The sequence below is a fragment of the Achromobacter sp. Root83 genome, from assembly GCF_001428845.1.
In the GTDB taxonomy this organism is placed as follows: domain Bacteria; phylum Pseudomonadota; class Gammaproteobacteria; order Burkholderiales; family Burkholderiaceae_B; genus Achromobacter.
The window spans coordinates 146,411-162,834 of sequence record NZ_LMIU01000001.1 but is presented as its reverse complement, the minus strand read 5'-3'; the positions used below and the strand labels follow the sequence as shown (position 1 = coordinate 162,834).

The following is a 16,424-nucleotide window of genomic DNA, read 5'->3' as shown; positions in this document are numbered from 1 at the left end:
GGCGGAGGAAACCGCGTTGCGGTAGGAGATCCGCAAAATCCCGATCTGAACTGACGCGGCGCCGGCAAACCGGCACTTGCAAAGCCCGCTCACGCTGGGGTCTTGAGGTCTAACGCGACAGATGTTACCAAAAGAGAATCGTTCTCATTGCGTCCCTCATGAGAATTCCCTCTATTCGTTGCGCTACTGCAACAAATGACCCTTCTGGTTCACATGGCGACGCCTTGCGGCACGGTTTCGGCACCTTCATACGCCGCCAGCGCCTGGGCCAGCGCCTCTTGGCCGGCCCGCGTCGACACGCCCCGGCTGCCCGCGGCCACGTCGGCGGCCGGGCCGGAAATCAGCACGAAATGCGCGGGCGTCCTGCCCGCCATCAGCATCAGCACGCCTTCCTCGCCATCCGGCGTGGCGCCCGCGGCCACCGCCGATCCCGCCGGAAGGACCGCGAAGTCCGGATCCCCGCCCGCCATCTTGGGTAAGGGCGCGGCGCCTTTGCTGCGATGCCTGGCGCGCACGCCCAGGTCGCCCTGCACGGCATAGATCCAGGCATTCCAGCCGGGCTGCATGGTAACCAGCATGGAGGCGCCCGGCCGCAGCCAACCATCCAGAATCAACAACGGCTCGGGGATTTGCAGGGGCGACTGCCAGCCGCCGTAACTGCCTGCTGCCACCCTGATCCGCCCTGAAACGGTCTGGATGACGGGCATTTCCCAAGCGCGCAGGAGCGAAGTCGAGGCAGGCAGGGCTTTCGCGTGTTCCGGCAGGTCGATGAATATCTGCAAACCGTGCAACCGGGCTTCCCCGGCGGGCCGCTGGGCGTGAACGATGCCCTTGCCCGCCAGCGTCCAGTGCAGGTCCCCCGCGCGGATCTCGCGGTTGTTCTCGATGCTTTCCAGGCTCTGCATCTCGCCGGTGCTGTCCTCCAGCAACAGCGTGGCCACGCCGATGCCGGCATGCGGATGGGGCCCGAAGGACGGGCCGGTCATGACGAAGTGGTCCACCAGCACCACCGGCGACATGCCCCTGGAAAAATCGGTATGACGGAACTGCCGGATCTGGCACGCGTCGTCCGGGGACTTGATGGAACCGGCGACGACGGCACTGAGGTGAAGGGTCAAGAAATGCTGCCTGAAGTAATGCTGAAAATATCGCAGCGCACAGCTTATGAGTTCTATTAACCGGGCAGTAGAGTTTAATTTCAGGAATAATTGTCCTGCCATACAGGACAATGCTCCAACTTCCCCCATCTTCTTTTAAACACTGTATGCCTACCTCTCTTCATCGCCTGGACGACCTGCTGCTGTTCAGTGAAGTCGTGGAAAAAGGCGGTTTCTCGGCGGCTGCCCGTGTGTTGAATATGCAACGTTCCAAGCTCAGCCGGCGAGTGGCCGAACTTGAAGCCCGCCTGGGGGTGCGGCTGCTCCAGCGCAACACGCGCCGCGTATCGCTCACGCCGATGGGCGAACAGATCTACGCGCACGCGCAGGCAATGGTCCGCGAAGCGCGAACGGTTTATGACCTGGCCGCGTCCATGGGCGACACCCCGGCCGGCCTGTTGCGCATCACCGCCCCCTCCCCCATGGCAGTCACCTTGCTTGGCGAGCTGGTCGCGCGTTTCTGCCTGGCCCATCCCGGCGTCCGGGTGCTGCTGGACTCGCGCGACCAGATCATCGACCTGGTTGGCGAAGGCTACGATCTGGCGTTCCGCGCCCAGGCCTCTTCATTGACGGATTCCCGGCTGCACGCTGCCGAAATCGCCACGGTTCCCCTGATCCTGGTGTGCAGCCCCGCCATGGCCAAGGCCGCGCCCGCGCATCCGCGCGATCTGGCCGCCCTGCCCCTGCTGGCCCATGCAACGCAGGATGGCACGCAGACCTGGCGCTTCACCGGACCGGCGGGTGCCGCGGAATCGGTTGAATTCCAGCCGCGCAGCCTGAGCAGCAACATGGCGACCCTGCGGGCAATGGCGCGCGGGGGCCTGGGTGTGGCGCTGGTGCCGCGTTATCTGTGCGCGGCGCTGCTGGCCAAGGGCGAACTGGTGCATATCCTGCCGGCCTGGGACGCCACGCCCGCGCGCATCTACGTCATCATGCCCGCCAGACGCGGCGAGCCCCTGGCCTTGCGGCGTTTCGTGGAATACGCCAGCGCGGAACTGCCCGCGCTTCTGGCATGACTGGGGATATTGGCGCCAAGGGGTCTTGCGGGCTTTGCGCGCGTCCGCCAAAGTAGGGGCTTCGCCGCAGCCTGAATAGTCCGGCGCGAAACCGGGCCGGAACTTTGACGCACAGCTTGAGTCTTATATAAGATACAAGACACAAGACTACCCGCGCGCTTGTCTCACATAGAATGACAAACGCGCCAAAACGCCTGAAAATGCCGCCTTCAGCTGGGCAAAACCACGGAGTCCATCATGCCGCACAACACCCTAGACACACTCAAGAATTTCAAGATCGGCAACAAGTCCTGTCAGTACTACTCGCTGCCGGCGCTGGGCAAGGCCCTGGGCATCGATGTGCAGCGGCTCCCGGTGTCCATCCGCATCGTCCTGGAATCCGTGCTGCGCAATTGCGACGGCAAGAAGGTCACCGAAGAGCACGTCAAGCAGCTCGCCAGCTGGCAGGCCAACGCCAAGCGTGAAGACGAAATTCCCTTTGTGGTCGCGCGGGTCGTGCTGCAGGACTTCACCGGCGTGCCGCTGCTGGCCGATATCGCCGCCATGCGCTCGGTGGCAGACAAGATGGGCAAGAGCCCCAAGAGCATCGAGCCCCTGGTGCCGGTGGACCTGGTGGTGGACCACTCGGTCATGATCGACTACTTCGGCACCAAGGACGCGCTGGACCTGAACATGAAGCTGGAGTTCAAGCGCAATCAGGAACGCTACCAGTTCATGAAATGGGGCATGCAGGCGTTCGACACGTTCGGCGTCGTGCCCCCGGGCTTCGGCATCGTCCACCAGGTCAACCTGGAATACCTCGCGCGCGGCGTGCACCAGGACAAGAAAAACAATGTCTTTTACCCCGACTCGCTGGTGGGCACCGACAGCCACACCACGATGATCAACGGCATCGGCGTGGTCGGCTGGGGCGTGGGCGGCATCGAAGCCGAAGCCGGCATGCTGGGCCAGCCCGTGTACTTCCTGACGCCCGACGTGGTCGGCGTCGAGCTCAAGGGCCAGTTGCGCGGCGGCGTCACCGCCACCGATCTGGTGCTGACCATCACCGAAATGCTGCGCCGCGAAAAGGTCGTGGGCAAGTTCGTCGAATTCTGTGGCGAAGGCACGGCCAGCCTGACCGTGGCCGAGCGCGCCACGATCGGCAACATGGCGCCGGAATATGGCGCGACCATGGGCTTTTTCCCGGTCGACGATCACACCATCGATTATTTCCGCGGCACCGGCCGCACCGAAGAGGAAATCGCCGCCTTCGAAGCCTATTTCAAGGCGCAGAAGATGTTCGGCATCCCGGCAGCCCAGGACATCAACTTCACCAAGCTGCTGACGCTGGACCTGTCCACCGTGGCGCCGTCCCTGGCCGGCCCGAAGCGTCCTCAGGACCGCATCGAGATCGGCAACGTCAAGAACACGTTCATCGACCTGTTCTCCAAGCCGATCGCCGAGAACGGCTTCAACCAGCCCGCCCAGAAGCTCGAACAGACCTTCACCACCAGCGCCGGCACCAAGGTCAAGAATGGCGACATCCTGATTGCCGCCATCACGTCCTGCACCAACACGTCCAATCCCAACGTGCTGCTGGCCGCCGGCCTGCTGGCCAAGAAGGCGGTGGAAGCCGGCCTGAAGGTGCCCAAGCACATCAAGACCTCGCTGGCCCCCGGATCGCGCGTGGTCACCGACTACCTGACCAAGACGGGCCTCCTGCCCTACCTGGAAAAGCTGGGCTTCGACGTCGCGGCCTACGGCTGCACGACCTGCATCGGCAACGCGGGCGACCTTACTCCCGACCTGAACGAAGCCATCATCGGCAACGACCTGGTGTGCTCGGCCGTGCTGTCCGGCAACCGCAACTTCGAAGCCCGCATCCACCCGAACATCAAGGCCAACTTCCTGGCCTCGCCCCCGCTGGTCGTGGCCTATGCGCTGGCCGGCACGGTCACGCGCGACCTGATGACCGAACCCGTGGGCCGCGGCAAGAATGGCGACGTCTGGCTGGGCGACATCTGGCCCACCGCCGAAGAGGTCAACGCGCTGCTCAAGCATGCGCTCGACCCCAAGGTCTTCGAGGCCAACTACGGCCAGGTCAAGAGCAACCCCGGCAAGCTCTGGGAGAACATCAAGGGCGTCAACGGCGACACCTACAACTGGCCGGATTCGACCTACATCGCCGAACCGCCTTTCTTCGAAGGCTTCGGCATGACGCCGGGCGCGATGCCGGCCGTCAAGGGCGCGCGCGCGCTGGGCGTGTTTGGCGACTCGGTCACCACCGACCACATCTCGCCGGCCGGCTCCATCAAGGAAAGCTCGCCCGCGGGCAAGTGGCTGAAGGAAAACGGCGTGATGAAGGCCGACTTCAACAGCTACGGCTCGCGCCGGGGCAACCATGAAATCATGATGCGCGGCACCTTCGCCAACGTGCGCATCAAGAACCTCATGATCCCGTCGCTGCCCGATGGCAGCCGTTTCGAAGGCGGCGAAACCCTGTTCCAGCCCACCGGCGAACAGATGTCGATCTATGACGCGGCCATGAAGTACGTCGCGGCCGGCACGTCCACCGTGGTGTTCGGCGGCGAAGAATACGGCACCGGCTCGTCGCGCGACTGGGCGGCCAAGGGCACCCAATTGCTGGGCGTGAAGGCCGTGATCACCCGCAGCTTCGAACGCATCCACCGCAGCAACCTCGTGGGCATGGGCGTGCTGCCCCTGCAGTTCAAGGGCACCGACAGCGTGCAGTCGCTGGGCATCACCGGCGAAGAAACCTATGACATCTCGGGCCTGGAAAACGGCATCAAGCCGATGCAGGACGTGACCCTGACGATCACCCGCAAGGATGGTTCGAAGCAGGACGTCACGGTGCTGCTGCGCATCGACACCCCCATCGAAGTCGATTACTACCAGCACGGCGGCATCCTGCCCTTCGTGCTGCGCCAACTGCTGGCCGCCTGAACGGTAGGCGCTTCGGCATAGCGGGCAGCCCGAGAGGGCTGCCCGCTGTCATTTCCCCCGGCATGCGGGCTCATACCGGAGTGCGCCCATGCTGGGCGCACACATCAAAAAAACGCCCCGGCGCTTCGGTCCCGGGGCGTTTTTTTTAGGGGCGGCGGCGCCGCCGAGCCGGACGCCGCCGCGCGCCCTCAGTCGAACTGATACGCGTCCATCGCCAGTGCGCTGTACGAGATCTCGTCATTCAGCCGCCGCGCCCTGGCCGCCGGACCGCCCGCGCCCAGCGCCACGTACAGGGGCATCAGGTGGTCATCGTGCGGATGCGCCTGCAGGGCGGCGGGCGCCTCGGCCTGCCAATCCAGCAGGGCCGGCACGTTGTGGTCCGCCAGATTGCGGGCGTACCACTCCTGAAATGCGGGCACATAAGCCGCCGCGGGCGCGTCCTGCGGCATGCGGACGTGGCGCAGATTGTGCGTGAGCGAACCCGATCCGATGATCAGGATGTCTTCGTCGCGCAAGGGCGCCAGCGCACGGCCCAGCGCCATCTGGCCTGCCGCATCGCGCCCCATGTCCAGCGATAGCTGCACGACGGGCACGTCCACGTCCGGGTACAGATAGCGCAAGGGCACCCAGGCGCCGTGGTCCAGGGGACGGCGCGGATCACGGTCCGCGGCGATGCCCGATTCGGCCAGCAGGGCCTGCGTGCGCGCCGCCAGTTCCGGCGAGCCCGGCGCCGCGTACTGCAAGGTGTAGAGCTCGGGCGGAAATCCGCCGAAGTCGTGCCAGGCCACCTGGTGGTCGCGCGTGGACAGCGCCAGCCCTTCGCCCATCCAGTGGGGCGACACCACCAGGATGCCCCGGGGCTTGCGGCCCTGCGCGGCGCTCCAATCGGCAAGCACCGGACCGGTGAGGCCCGGTTCAACGGCCAGCATGGGGGAACCGTGGGAAACAAAAAGCGTAGGCCAACGCATGGCGATGCCTCCATAAAATCATGTCGATGGCGTCATTTTCGGCTGTTTCAACGCGGCAATAAACCCTCCACACCAACATAATCTGTTGCTAAAACAGCATCAATTCGATCCGATCCCGCGCCTGGATTCCCCGGCCGCAAGGAATGGCCGGAGCCGGCTCCAGCCAGACCCAGCGCGCCGGCCCCCGGTCGAGGGTGGCGGGCGTTAAACTACGTCGTTACACACTTACTGGACGTCCCCCGAAGTTATGGCCCGATCCCGCAGCCAATCCACTCCCCGCATGACCCGTGACGCCACCCGCCTGGTTGCGCTTGCCCAGGCGCTGAACCGTTCGGGCAGCCGCGTCGAAGACGTGTTCTGGGAGAACCAGCTTGGCGAAGCGATTCCCAAGCTGCTCAAGGCGGGACAGGATGCCCCCCTGGAGGCGGCGCTGGACCACCTTGCGCAAAGCGACGTGGGCGCCTACGAAGTCTTGATCGAACAGGCCGAAACGCTGTCCGAATCGATGAAGATCGAAAAGAACGGTGTCCGGTACGACGTGTTGCTGATCGTCGCCCCCATCGTCGCCTGGACCCGTTACGCCATCCCGACCGGCCCTGTTTCCGCCAGCGCCCAGCAGGCCTTGCAGGCCCAACTGCACGGGCATGTCCTGTCCAGCAAGGCCCGCAGCGCGCTGATGCCTCTGGTGGTCAGCGTCGATCAGATGCCCCGCACCTTCTCCGAGACCTGGCACTGGCTGCAACGCCTGGGTTCGCAGGCGCTGGGCGCCGAAACCACCAAGCCGGTGCTGAATACCGAAGTCGAGACGGCGAACATGCTGGCCGACACGCGCTATATCGTGGGAGCCGTGGCGGTCCCCGAAAACGAGCCGATCTTCCGCTGGCAGGAACACCTGGGCGACGCCGAGGCCAGCCGCGATGCCTGCCTGAAGCAATGGGCCGAGCAGGCCCAGCCTACGCTGGCCACGCTGCTGCCCGGCTGCGGGTTTGAATCGCTGCTGCCCGATGCCTACTATGTCAGCAACCGCGAGGCGGACCGCCAGGTGCGTCCCCTGTCCCTGCGCGCCGCGATAAGCTGGCTGGAAGGCGCCGTCAGCCTTGAAGCCTCGCAATTGCGAGCCGTGGTGGCCGGCTGCGGCGAAGGCCGCATCGACGAATACCGCATCAGCTTTACTGCGCGCAGCAGCAACGACGTCTACTACGGCTGCGTGTGGCCCTTGTACGGACGCGAGGAAGACCTGGTGTCCGACGAAGGCCAGCCCGACGTGGTCGACGAGATCGCGGCGCTGTTGAAGGAATACGGCGTTACCGAGGTGCGCCGTATTCCGGGCGTGCTCCCGCCCGAGTATTGCGAGGACTGCGGCGCGCCCTACTTCCCGAACCCGCTGGGCGAGCTGGTGCACGCCGAGCTGCCCGAAGACGCCGAAGCGGCCCCCGCGCAGTTCCACTAGGGCGGCGATGCAAGCGGACATCTTCTGCCGGGTCGTCGACAATTACGGCGATATCGGCGTCTGCTGGCGCCTGGCGCGCCAGCTTGCGAACAGCCACGGCTGGGATGTGCGGCTGTGGGTCGATGATCTGGCCAGTTTTGCGCATATCCAGCCCGGCATCGACGCGCGCTCCCCGCGCCAGGGGCTGGCTGGCGTGGATATCGTCCACTGGTCCGACACGCCCGCCCCGGTGCTGGCCGCGCGCGACGTGGTGATCGAGGCGTTCGCCTGCGATCCGCCCGAAGCGTTCGTGGACAGCATGCGCCGCACCCATCCGGTCTGGATCAACCTGGAATACCTGAGCGCCGAATCCTGGGTGGAAAGTTGCCACGGCCTGCCTTCGCAACGGCCCGACGGCCTGGTGAAGCACTTCTTCTTTCCCGGCTTCACCCCCGCCACGGGGGGACTGCTGCGCGAACCTGGCCTGTCCGCCGAGCGCGATGCGCTGCAGGGATCGACCGCCACGCAAGACAGTTTCCTGCGGTCGGTCGGCGTGCCGGACGAGGCGCTGGCACTCCGGCGCCAAGGCGCGCGCACGGTGTCCCTATTTTGCTACGCCTCCGCCCCCGCCGGGGAGCTCGTCGAGGCCCTGGCGGCGGATCCGCGCGCCACCGTGCTGCTCGCGCCCCAGGGCGTGGCGCCCGGCCTGGAAGCGGCCTGCCAATCGCCCGGCGCGCCCCGGCTGGTCCGCCTGCCCTTCGTTGCCCAGCCCGATTTCGACCGCCTGCTCTGGTGCGCCGACATCAACTTCGTGCGCGGCGAGGATTCCTTTGTCCGGGCCGCCTGGGCCGCCCGCCCGCTGGTCTGGCAGATCTACCCTCAGGACCAGAACGTCCATCTGGAAAAACTGGACGCCTGGCTCGCCCGCTATCCGGCCCCCGAGTCGGCGCAGGCGCTGATCCGGGCCTGGAATCAGCCGCAAGCGGGGCAGACCGTGGCCGCGGTCAAGGCCGTGCTGGAGCCTGCCGCCGGGCAGGCCTGGGCCGCCGCCGCCCGGCAATGGGACGCCAGCCAGTCGGCGCTGCCAGGTCTGGCTGATAATCTGGTCGCGTTTTGCGCAGAGTTGGCCAAGAAACGTTAGAATAGAGAGTTTTCTGAGTTGCCCTGAATTTGTCGGGCCTCAACTATGACGCCTCCCGGGGTGTGCACGAAACCGTCTACCCAGACTTGGGTCTACCCAGACCCGCCTCTGCAACGGCGACTTCTGCAAGCACGGCGAGTGCACCCATCACCCCCGGAGTTTTATCGATGAAAACCGCTCAGGAATTGCGAGTCGGCAACGTGGTCATGGTCGGCAAGGATCCCCTCGTGGTCCAGAAAGCCGAATACAACAAGTCTGGCCGTAACGCCGCCGTTGTGAAGCTGAAGTTCAAGAACCTGCTGACCGCCTCGGCCAGCGAATCGGTCTACAAGGCCGACGAAAAGTTCGAAGTGGTCCAACTGGATCGCAGGGAATGCACCTATTCCTACTTCGGCGACCCGATGTACGTCTTCATGGACGAAGAGTACAACCAGTACGAAATCGAAGCTGACAGCATGGGCGACGCCCTGAACTACCTGGAAGAAGCGATGCCCGTGGAAGTGGTCTTCTACGACGGCCGCGCCATCTCGGTGGAACTGCCCACGACGCTCGTGCGCGAAATCACCTACACCGAACCCGCCGTCCGTGGCGATACGTCGGGCAAGGTGACCAAGCCGGCCAAGATCAACACCGGCTACGAACTGAACGTGCCGCTGTTCTGCGCCATCGGCGACAAGATCGAAATCGACACCCGCACGAACGAATACCGCAGCCGCGTCAACAACTGATCCGGCGGCAGGCACGAGAAAGCCAGACCTACACGGGTCTGGCTTTTTTTTTGCAGTACACCGCGCGGCCGCTTACTGCAGGCGTTCGTCGTCCAGGAAGTCGGGCACGGCCATGACCTCGATGCCGTCCTCGGCCAGCGATTCGCGCTCTTCGGGGGTGGCCGTGCCGCGAATGGGCCGGTCGTCGGCGTCGCCGTCGTGGATGCGGCGCGCCTCTTGCGCGAAGCGCGGGCCCACGTTTTCGGTGCTGCGCACCAAGGCGCGCACCTGGCGCATGACGACCGCTTGCAGCGCCGCCATCTTTTCGGCGTCGGAGGCGCCGGCCGGCACGGCGGGCTGTGCCGCGGGCGCATGCAGATGGGCGACGTTCAGCCGGGGCGCGGACAAGCGCTTGGTGATGCTGGCGGAACCGCAAACCGGGCACGTGACAAGACCACGCGCCTGTTGCGCGTCATAGTCGTCGTGCGAACCGAACCAGCCTTCGAAAATATGGCTGTGGTCGCACTGAAGGTCAAAAACTTTGAGGGCCATGGCATCTATATGGGGTTCTACGCCCAGAATACAAGATTCGGCCTAAGCCTGCGGCCCGAAATGCAGGCGCGGAACCGCCGCCAGCAGCCTGCGCGTCACTTCCTGGCGGGGTGCCAGCAGCACCGATTCAGCCTGCCCCAGCTCGATGATGCGCCCGCCATCCATCACGGCAATGCGATCGGCCAGATATTCGACCACGCCGAAGTTGTGCGTGATGAAAAGGTAGGCGATACCGAGCTCGCTCTGAAGCTCGCGCAGCAGGTCCAGTATCTGGGCCTGCACCGAGACATCCAGCGCGGACGTGGGTTCGTCGCAGATCAGCACCTTGGGCTCCACGGCCAGCGCGCGCGCGATGGCGATGCGCTGGCGCTGGCCGCCCGAGAATTCGTGCGGATAGCGTGTCAGGGTGTTGGCCGGCAGCCCGACCCGCTCGATCAATTGCGCCGCATGCTTGCCCCGCGCCTCTTTGCTCATGCCGCGCCGCAGGGACGCCAGCCCTTCGTCCAGGATCTCTCCGACGCGCATGCGCGGATCCAGCGATGCGTAGGGATCCTGGAAAACGATTTGAATGTCCTGACGCAGGCGCTGTAGCTGCCCGCGGTCGGCGGACAACAGATCCTGTCCTTGCAGCATGGCGCGGCCCGACACCCGCGCGCCCTCGATCAGCCGCAGCAGCGCCTTGCCGGTGGTGGTCTTGCCGCAGCCGGATTCGCCCAGCAGGGCCAGGGTCTCGCCCGCGCGCAGCGTGAAGGTCACGCCGTCCACGGCCTTGACCCAGGACACGATGCGGCGCAACGGGCCCTTGCGCACCGGGTAGTGAACCTTCAGGTCCTGCACGTCCAGCACCACGCCCGCCGTCTGACCGGACCCGCCCACGGCGCGCTGGCCGCGGGTTTGCGCGGCCGCGTCGCGTCCCTGTTCCGTCAGCGGCACGCCGCGCTTGTCGAAGGTCGGGATCGCTTCGAAGAGCTGCCGCGCGTAGGGGTGCTTGGGCGCGCGGAAGAACTCCTCGGCGCTAGCGCTCTCGACGATTTCGCCGCCGCGCATCAGCGCGACGTGGTGCGCCACGTTCTTCACCACCGCCAGGTCATGCGTGATGAGCAGCACCGCCATGCCCATTTCCTGCTGGATGCCTGCCAGCAGGTCCAGCACCTGCGCCTGCACCGTGACGTCCAGCGCGGTGGTCGGTTCGTCGGCGATCAGCAGCACGGGTTCGGCCGCCAGCGCGATCGCGATCATCACGCGTTGCTTCTGCCCGCCCGAGAACTGGAACGGATAGTCGTCGATGCGGCGTTCGGGTTCCGGGATGCCGACCCGCCGCAGCCAGTCGATGGCCCTGGCGCGCGCTGCCGCGCCGCGCAGGGGCGTGTGCGCGGTCAGGGTTTCGGTGATCTGGTCGCCCACGCGCATGACGGGGTTCAGGCTGGTGGACGGTTCCTGGAAGATGATGCCGATGCGCCCGCCCCGCACCCCGCGCATGGCGCTTTCGGGCAGCCGGTTGAGGTCTTCGCCGTCCAGGTCGATCTGACCGCCCACGATGCGGCCGGCATCCGGCAGCAGGCGCAGCAGCGCCAGCGCGGTCATGCTCTTGCCGCAGCCGGATTCGCCGACCAGCGCGAAGGTCTCGCGTTTCGAGATGGCGAGCTCCAGGCGTTTGACCGCATGCGTCATGCCGCTTTCGCCCGCGACGTCGACGTCCAGGCCCTTCACCACAAGCAGAGGCGCATCGTGGCTCATGGCGCTTCTCCGGTTCGGGACGCGCGCGCGTCGGCGGCAAGCACCGCGCCCGGCCGGCGGCCGAAGAAGCCCAGGCGCGCTAGACGGCTGGGCTTGAAGCGGCGGGTGCGCGGATCGAAGGCGTCGCGCACCGCGTCCGCGAACAGATTGGCCGCCAGCACCAGCGCCAGCATGAAAATGAAGGCGGTCATCAGGTTCCACCAAATCATGGGATCGCGGGACATTTCCAGCCGGGCCCCGTCGATCATGGAGCCAAACGAGTTCATGCTGGGATCCACGCCGATACCCAGGTAGGACAGCACGGCTTCGTACAGCACCAGGCCCGAGAACTCCAGCACCACGGTGATCAGCACCAGGTGCGCGACGTTGGGCAGCAGGTGGCGGGTCATGATGCGCCAGTGCGACACGCCGAATGCGCGGGCGGCCTGCACGTACTCCAGTTCGCGCAGCTTGAGGGTTTCGGCGCGCAGCAGGCGGCACAGCCCCGCCCAGCCCGTCAGGCCCAGGATCATGCACAGCAGGAACAGGCGCAGGTCGGCGCGGGCGGCGGCGGTATCGAACAGATCGGCGTGGTTGTCGATGTACACCTGCATCATCAGCGCGCAGGCCGCCACCAGCAGCACGCCTGGAATCGACGTGATGGTGGTGTAGAGGTACTGGATGGCGTCGTCGACCTTGCCCTTGAAGTAGCCGGCGGCGATGCCGAAGACGATGGCGGGCGGCAGCATCGCCAGCGTGGTCAGGCTGCCGATGACCAGCGCCGTGCGTATGCTTTTCAGGGCCTGCCACAGCACATCGTTGCCGATGCGGTCCGTGCCCAGCGCGTGATAGCCGCTGGACAGGCCGGCCAGCGCGCCGACGCTCAGGCACAGCAGGGCGAAGGTGATCGCCATGGCGCGCCAGGGCACGTCGGCACGGCCGGCCAGCAGCTCCTCGGCGGCATGCGACGCCGAGCCCGCGGCACGCGCCAGGCAGGCGAAGAGCAAGGCCGCGCCTGCCAGCGACACAAGCAATCCCACCGCCAGGCCCAGCCCCAGGCGCTTGCCGATATCGGCCAGGCGTTCCTCGGCGGGGTCGTCAAGATGCGTGGCGGCGCCGCGCAGCCGCGGAAAATCGCGCACCGGCTTGTCGTCGACAAGCATGGTTTCCTTGGTGTACAGGTGCGCCGCCAGCGGCGCGGAGTAGTTCTTCTCTGGCCGGGTCAGGACGGTGCCGGCCAGCAGCCCGTCCAGGGCGGATTTGACGACGGGCGCGTAGACCGGCGGGGCGTTCGCGGCGACGCCGGGCGCGGGCGGCAGCAGCGGACGGTAGTGCACCGAATCCAGCAGGCCCACCGCCGAAAAGGCGATCAGGATGACCGCCGAACACATGGCGGGCGTGTCGCGGGCCACGCGTGCCCAGGTGGACCGCAGATTGGGGCTGCGCCGCACGTGCCACACGTAGGCCAGGGCGCCCAGCACCATCAGCCACAGCGCGATATCGGTCCAGAGAAAAACAAACTTGGGCATGGCGGCTACTCGAATCGGACGCGGGGGTCGGCCAGCGTGTAGGAAATGTCGGCCAGGATCAGCCCCACGATGTAGAGCGCCGCGCCCAGAAACACCATGGCGCGCACGATGGAGAAGTCCTGCGCGTTGATGGCGTCGATGGTGTAGCTGCCCAGGCCGGGGATGCCGAAGAACGATTCCGCGATCAGGCTGCCCATGAACAGCAGCGGCAGCGCGGCGACCGTGCTGGTCAGGATGGGCAGCATGGCGTTGCGCAACACGTGGCGGAACAGCACCACACGCTCGGCCAGTCCCTTGGAACGCGCGGTGCGCACGTAGTCCTTGCCGATTTCTTCAAGGAACAGCGTGCGGTAGAAGCGCGCCTCGGGCCCCAGCCGCGACACGATGGCCACCAGCACCGGCAGCGCCAGGAACTTGACCATGTCCAGACCGCCCGAATAGCCCGAGAACGGCACCAGCCGCAGCAGTTTGGCAAAAACCCACTGGCCGGCAATGATGTAGAACAGGCTGGAAATGGACAGCAGCATCACGCACAGCACGACGCCCCAGAAGTCCAGCCGGGTGGCGCGGAAATACACGAGGGTCAGCGAAAAGACGATGCTGGCGAAAAGCCCCAGGAAGAACGTGGGCACCGCCAGGGCCAGGCTGGGGCCCATGCGCGTCTTGATCTCGCGGCCGATGTCGCGGCCCCCGTCGGACGCGCCGAAGTCCATGACCAGCAGCGGCACGGAGCGCCGGTAGAACACGGTGTCGGTCAGCCGCGCCGTGCCCTGGGCTTCGGCATTGAAGAACAGCGGCTTGTCATAGCCGCGCTCGACCTTCCATTTTTCCACCGCGTCCTGGCTGACTCGCTGCCCGCCGATGGCCAGCCGCGCCATGTCGTCGGGCGTGTTCACCGCGAAGAACAGGATGAAGGTGAACAGATTCACGCCGATCAGAATCAGCACGCCATACAGCAGCCGGCGGATCACGTAGCCGATCATGATTGATGCTCCTTGCGCTCGGTCGGGCCAAAGGCCGTCTGGCGTTCGCGCCGCTTGAGCGCCACATACGAAGGCCAGATCGCCAGCGCCAGCAACAGCACGAAGACCGCGATGGGCCACCACCTGGGCGAGTTCCATTCGTCGATCTTGCGCTGCCTCAGTTCGGGGTCGATCTTCATGTACTGCAGCGTATTGCGCACCATCTGCGTGGGTTTGGCGTTGCCCACCCATTGCTGATAGGCGCCGCCCGACATGGGGAAGTAGCCGAACATCCACGGCGCGTCGCGCTGCACGACGGCGATCATCCTGGCGATCAGCTCCGCCTTTTCCGGCCCGTCGTCCAGGAACTTCATCTGTTCGAACAGCCGGTCGAATTCGGGGCTGGAATAATTGGCGGCGTTTTCGCCGCCGCCCTTGGCCTTGGCGTTCGGGCCATAGAGCAGGAACAGGAAGTTCTCGGCGTCCGGATAGTCGGCATTCCAGCCCCACAGGAAGATCTGCGCGGAACCGCGCAGCATCTTGTCCTGGAACCGGTTGTAGTCGGTCGCCCGCACATCGAGCTGCACGCCGATCTTGGCAAGCTGGCGGCGCATCCAGTCGAACTGCGGGTTGGACCCGCCGCCGGACATGGAATCGTAGTACAGCACCAGCGGCGCGCCCGTCGTGGCGTTGCGGCCGTCCGGATAACCGGCCTCGGCCAGCAGCCGCTTGGCCTCGTCGATGGGCTTGCGCACGGGCTTGCCATCGACCAGGTCATAGACGACCGGATTCACCCCTTCGGGCGGATCCCGGTAGCCCAGCACGCCCGGCGGCACCGGGCCGTACGCCACGGACGCCTGGCTGTTCTCGAACACCGCGACATACTCTTCCCAGTCGAAAGCGATGCTGATGGCCTGGCGCAGCTTGCGGTTGCGTGCCTCTTGCTCGGGCGTGTCGCCCTTGCCCACCACCGGGTCCAGCCAGTTGAATCCCATGTACCAGTTGGCGGTTTCGACCGTGGTAGGCAGCTTGATGCCCTGCTCGTGGTACCTGCGCGCCTTGTCCTGGCTGTCGCCAGCCGCCACCAGCATGGCCACGCCATATTCGCCGCGCTCGATCTGGGGCACGTCGTAATAGCCCTGCAGGAACTTGCCCGTCAGCGGGATCGCTTCCTTTTCGACGCTGAATTCCGCGCGGTCGATGAAGGGCGTGGGCTTGCCGCAATCGGCCAGCATGCCCGCCGCCGCGTCGCCCGGTTCGCCTTCGCAGGGATAGGGCTCGCCATGGAAGTTGGGGTTGCGGCCCAATACATGGCGGCGGTTCTGCAGGGACTCGACCAGCATGTACGGGCCGGTGCCCACGGGCCAGGTATTCAAGGACAGGTCGTGCGCGGCCATGCCGGGCTGGCTGTAGAAGCGGTCCGCCTCCCAGGGGATGGGCGCGGTGAAGGTCATGGCCAGCCAGTACTTGAACTGCGGGTACTTGCCGTCGACGCGGATGCGCAGCGTGTGCGGGTCCAGGGCCTCGACGCCCGTGAAGCCGTCGGCGTCGCGCAAGTCCAGCCAGGGCGGCGCGCCCGCGCCGCCGGGCATGTCGCGCCGCAGCGCCTGGTCGCGCTTGCGCAGGCGGTCGCCGTAGTCCTTCATGCCTTGCACATGCTCGGCCATCAAGGAATAGATGGGCGACACCACGCGCGGGCTGGCCAGGCGCCGGAAGGCGTAGACGTAATCGTCGGCCGTGAGCTCGCGCGTGCCCGTGAGCGGGAAATCGGGAATGTAGAACTTGTCGTCGAGTTCGCCGGGCGCCAGCGGATAGTAGGCGTCGCTGCCGTCGGCCTTGCGGGCAAAGGCGGGGTGCGGCGCGAAACGCATGCCGGGCCGGATCTTGATGTCGTAGACGCTCTGGGCGATCTGTTCGCCGGGCGCGTCCGCCGGCAGGGGCTTGCCCTGCGCATCCAGATAGACCGGCGGATCGATCGAGGCCGCCGCGCGCGGCACCAGCTCGTAGGGCCGCTTCAGGTAGTGATACCCGTAGAGCGGCTCGTAGATGTTGTAGGTATAGGGTGTTTCGTCGCCGGAATAGGAACTGGCCGGATCCAGGTACTTCGGGGAGCGTTTGACGAAAGCGGAATAAAGCGTGTTCTGGCTTTCGGCGCCGGAAGGATACGGGCTGTTGATGGGGCTTTCTTGCGAGCAGCCCGTCAAAGCCAGCGACAGCAGCATGGCCGACGCCCAGAGCCGCTTCATTACACCCATGGAAACCTTCCCTTCGTATTGTTGCGGACAGAGGATAGCAAACGCGGGC

12 protein-coding genes are annotated in these 16,424 nt (G+C 65.8%); 5 read left to right on the top strand and 7 right to left on the bottom strand.

Annotated features, from left to right (window positions below):
- Positions 1-209 precede the first annotated feature (209 nt).
- Complete coding sequence (locus ASE30_RS00740) at positions 210-1,118, bottom strand: pirin family protein (protein ID WP_057282353.1); 909 nt, start codon at positions 1,116-1,118, stop codon at positions 210-212.
- A 146-nt stretch (positions 1,119-1,264) separates the two neighbouring features.
- Here ASE30_RS00740 and ASE30_RS00735 point away from each other — a divergent pair, with 146 nt between their 5' ends.
- Positions 1,265-2,173, top strand: coding sequence for a LysR substrate-binding domain-containing protein (locus ASE30_RS00735; RefSeq protein WP_057282352.1), 909 nt, complete (start codon positions 1,265-1,267; stop codon positions 2,171-2,173).
- A gap of 237 nt (positions 2,174-2,410) precedes the next feature.
- Positions 2,411-5,116 (top strand): aconitate hydratase AcnA, encoded by a 2,706-nt coding sequence (gene acnA, locus ASE30_RS00730; RefSeq protein ID WP_057282351.1) that lies wholly within the window; start codon positions 2,411-2,413, stop codon positions 5,114-5,116.
- A gap of 188 nt (positions 5,117-5,304) precedes the next feature.
- On the opposite strand, the gene ASE30_RS00725 is transcribed toward acnA, so the two are convergent.
- A complete protein-coding gene (locus tag ASE30_RS00725; protein ID WP_082601405.1) occupies positions 5,305-6,084 on the bottom strand; it encodes a class III extradiol ring-cleavage dioxygenase in 780 nt (259 codons plus the stop codon).
- A gap of 247 nt (positions 6,085-6,331) precedes the next feature.
- Between ASE30_RS00725 and ASE30_RS00720 the strand changes: the two genes are divergently transcribed.
- The 3 genes from ASE30_RS00720 (at position 6,332) to efp (ending at position 9,382) form a co-directional block, all read left to right on the top strand.
- The gene (locus ASE30_RS00720; protein ID WP_057282349.1) at positions 6,332-7,534 is read left to right on the top strand and encodes a DUF2863 family protein; all 1,203 of its coding nucleotides are present in this window, start codon (positions 6,332-6,334) and stop codon (positions 7,532-7,534) included.
- Positions 7,535-7,541: 7 nt separating this feature from the next.
- Positions 7,542-8,654, top strand: a complete 1,113-nt coding sequence (earP, locus tag ASE30_RS00715) for an elongation factor P maturation arginine rhamnosyltransferase EarP (protein WP_057282348.1) — start codon at positions 7,542-7,544, stop codon at positions 8,652-8,654.
- A gap of 167 nt (positions 8,655-8,821) precedes the next feature.
- Positions 8,822-9,382 (top strand): elongation factor P, encoded by a 561-nt coding sequence (gene efp, locus ASE30_RS00710; RefSeq protein ID WP_057282347.1) that lies wholly within the window; start codon positions 8,822-8,824, stop codon positions 9,380-9,382.
- A gap of 72 nt (positions 9,383-9,454) precedes the next feature.
- Here the strand turns inward: efp and ASE30_RS00705 are convergent, their stop codons facing one another.
- The 5 genes from ASE30_RS00705 to ASE30_RS00685 are packed head-to-tail and all read right to left on the bottom strand — an operon-like array spanning position 9,455 to position 16,375.
- The gene (locus tag ASE30_RS00705) at positions 9,455-9,913 is read right to left on the bottom strand and encodes a DUF1178 family protein (RefSeq protein WP_057282346.1); all 459 of its coding nucleotides are present in this window, start codon (positions 9,911-9,913) and stop codon (positions 9,455-9,457) included.
- Positions 9,914-9,955: 42 nt separating this feature from the next.
- The gene (locus ASE30_RS00700) at positions 9,956-11,650 is read right to left on the bottom strand and encodes an ABC transporter ATP-binding protein (protein ID WP_057282345.1); all 1,695 of its coding nucleotides are present in this window, start codon (positions 11,648-11,650) and stop codon (positions 9,956-9,958) included.
- The gene (locus ASE30_RS00695) at positions 11,647-13,158 is read right to left on the bottom strand and encodes an ABC transporter permease (RefSeq protein ID WP_057282344.1); all 1,512 of its coding nucleotides are present in this window, start codon (positions 13,156-13,158) and stop codon (positions 11,647-11,649) included. The genes ASE30_RS00700 and ASE30_RS00695 overlap by 4 nt, the downstream gene beginning before the upstream one ends.
- Positions 13,159-13,163: 5 nt before the next feature.
- Positions 13,164-14,141, bottom strand: a complete 978-nt coding sequence (locus tag ASE30_RS00690) for an ABC transporter permease (protein WP_057282343.1) — start codon at positions 14,139-14,141, stop codon at positions 13,164-13,166.
- Entirely contained in the window at positions 14,138-16,375 is a 2,238-nt protein-coding gene (locus ASE30_RS00685) for an ABC transporter substrate-binding protein (RefSeq protein ID WP_057282342.1), read from the bottom strand. The genes ASE30_RS00690 and ASE30_RS00685 overlap by 4 nt, the downstream gene beginning before the upstream one ends.
- Between the last annotated feature and the right edge of the window lie 49 nt (positions 16,376-16,424).

What these genes read in the sequence shown, in the direction of transcription:
- ASE30_RS00735 (WP_057282352.1), top strand. Translation starts at nt 1,265, where the DNA reads ATGCCTACCTCTCTTCATCGCCTGGACGACCTGCTGCTGTTCAGTGAA.
- acnA (WP_057282351.1), top strand. Translation starts at nt 2,411, where the DNA reads ATGCCGCACAACACCCTAGACACACTCAAGAATTTCAAGATCGGCAAC.
- ASE30_RS00725 (WP_082601405.1), bottom strand. Translation starts at nt 6,084, where the DNA reads ATGCGTTGGCCTACGCTTTTTGTTTCCCACGGTTCCCCCATGCTGGCC.
- ASE30_RS00720 (WP_057282349.1), top strand. Translation starts at nt 6,332, where the DNA reads ATGGCCCGATCCCGCAGCCAATCCACTCCCCGCATGACCCGTGACGCC.
- earP (WP_057282348.1), top strand. Translation starts at nt 7,542, where the DNA reads ATGCAAGCGGACATCTTCTGCCGGGTCGTCGACAATTACGGCGATATC.
- efp (WP_057282347.1), top strand. Translation starts at nt 8,822, where the DNA reads ATGAAAACCGCTCAGGAATTGCGAGTCGGCAACGTGGTCATGGTCGGC.
- ASE30_RS00705 (WP_057282346.1), bottom strand. Translation starts at nt 9,913, where the DNA reads ATGGCCCTCAAAGTTTTTGACCTTCAGTGCGACCACAGCCATATTTTC.
- ASE30_RS00700 (WP_057282345.1), bottom strand. Translation starts at nt 11,650, where the DNA reads ATGAGCCACGATGCGCCTCTGCTTGTGGTGAAGGGCCTGGACGTCGAC.
- ASE30_RS00695 (WP_057282344.1), bottom strand. Translation starts at nt 13,158, where the DNA reads ATGCCCAAGTTTGTTTTTCTCTGGACCGATATCGCGCTGTGGCTGATG.
- ASE30_RS00690 (WP_057282343.1), bottom strand. Translation starts at nt 14,141, where the DNA reads ATGATCGGCTACGTGATCCGCCGGCTGCTGTATGGCGTGCTGATTCTG.
- ASE30_RS00685 (WP_057282342.1), bottom strand. Translation starts at nt 16,375, where the DNA reads ATGGGTGTAATGAAGCGGCTCTGGGCGTCGGCCATGCTGCTGTCGCTG.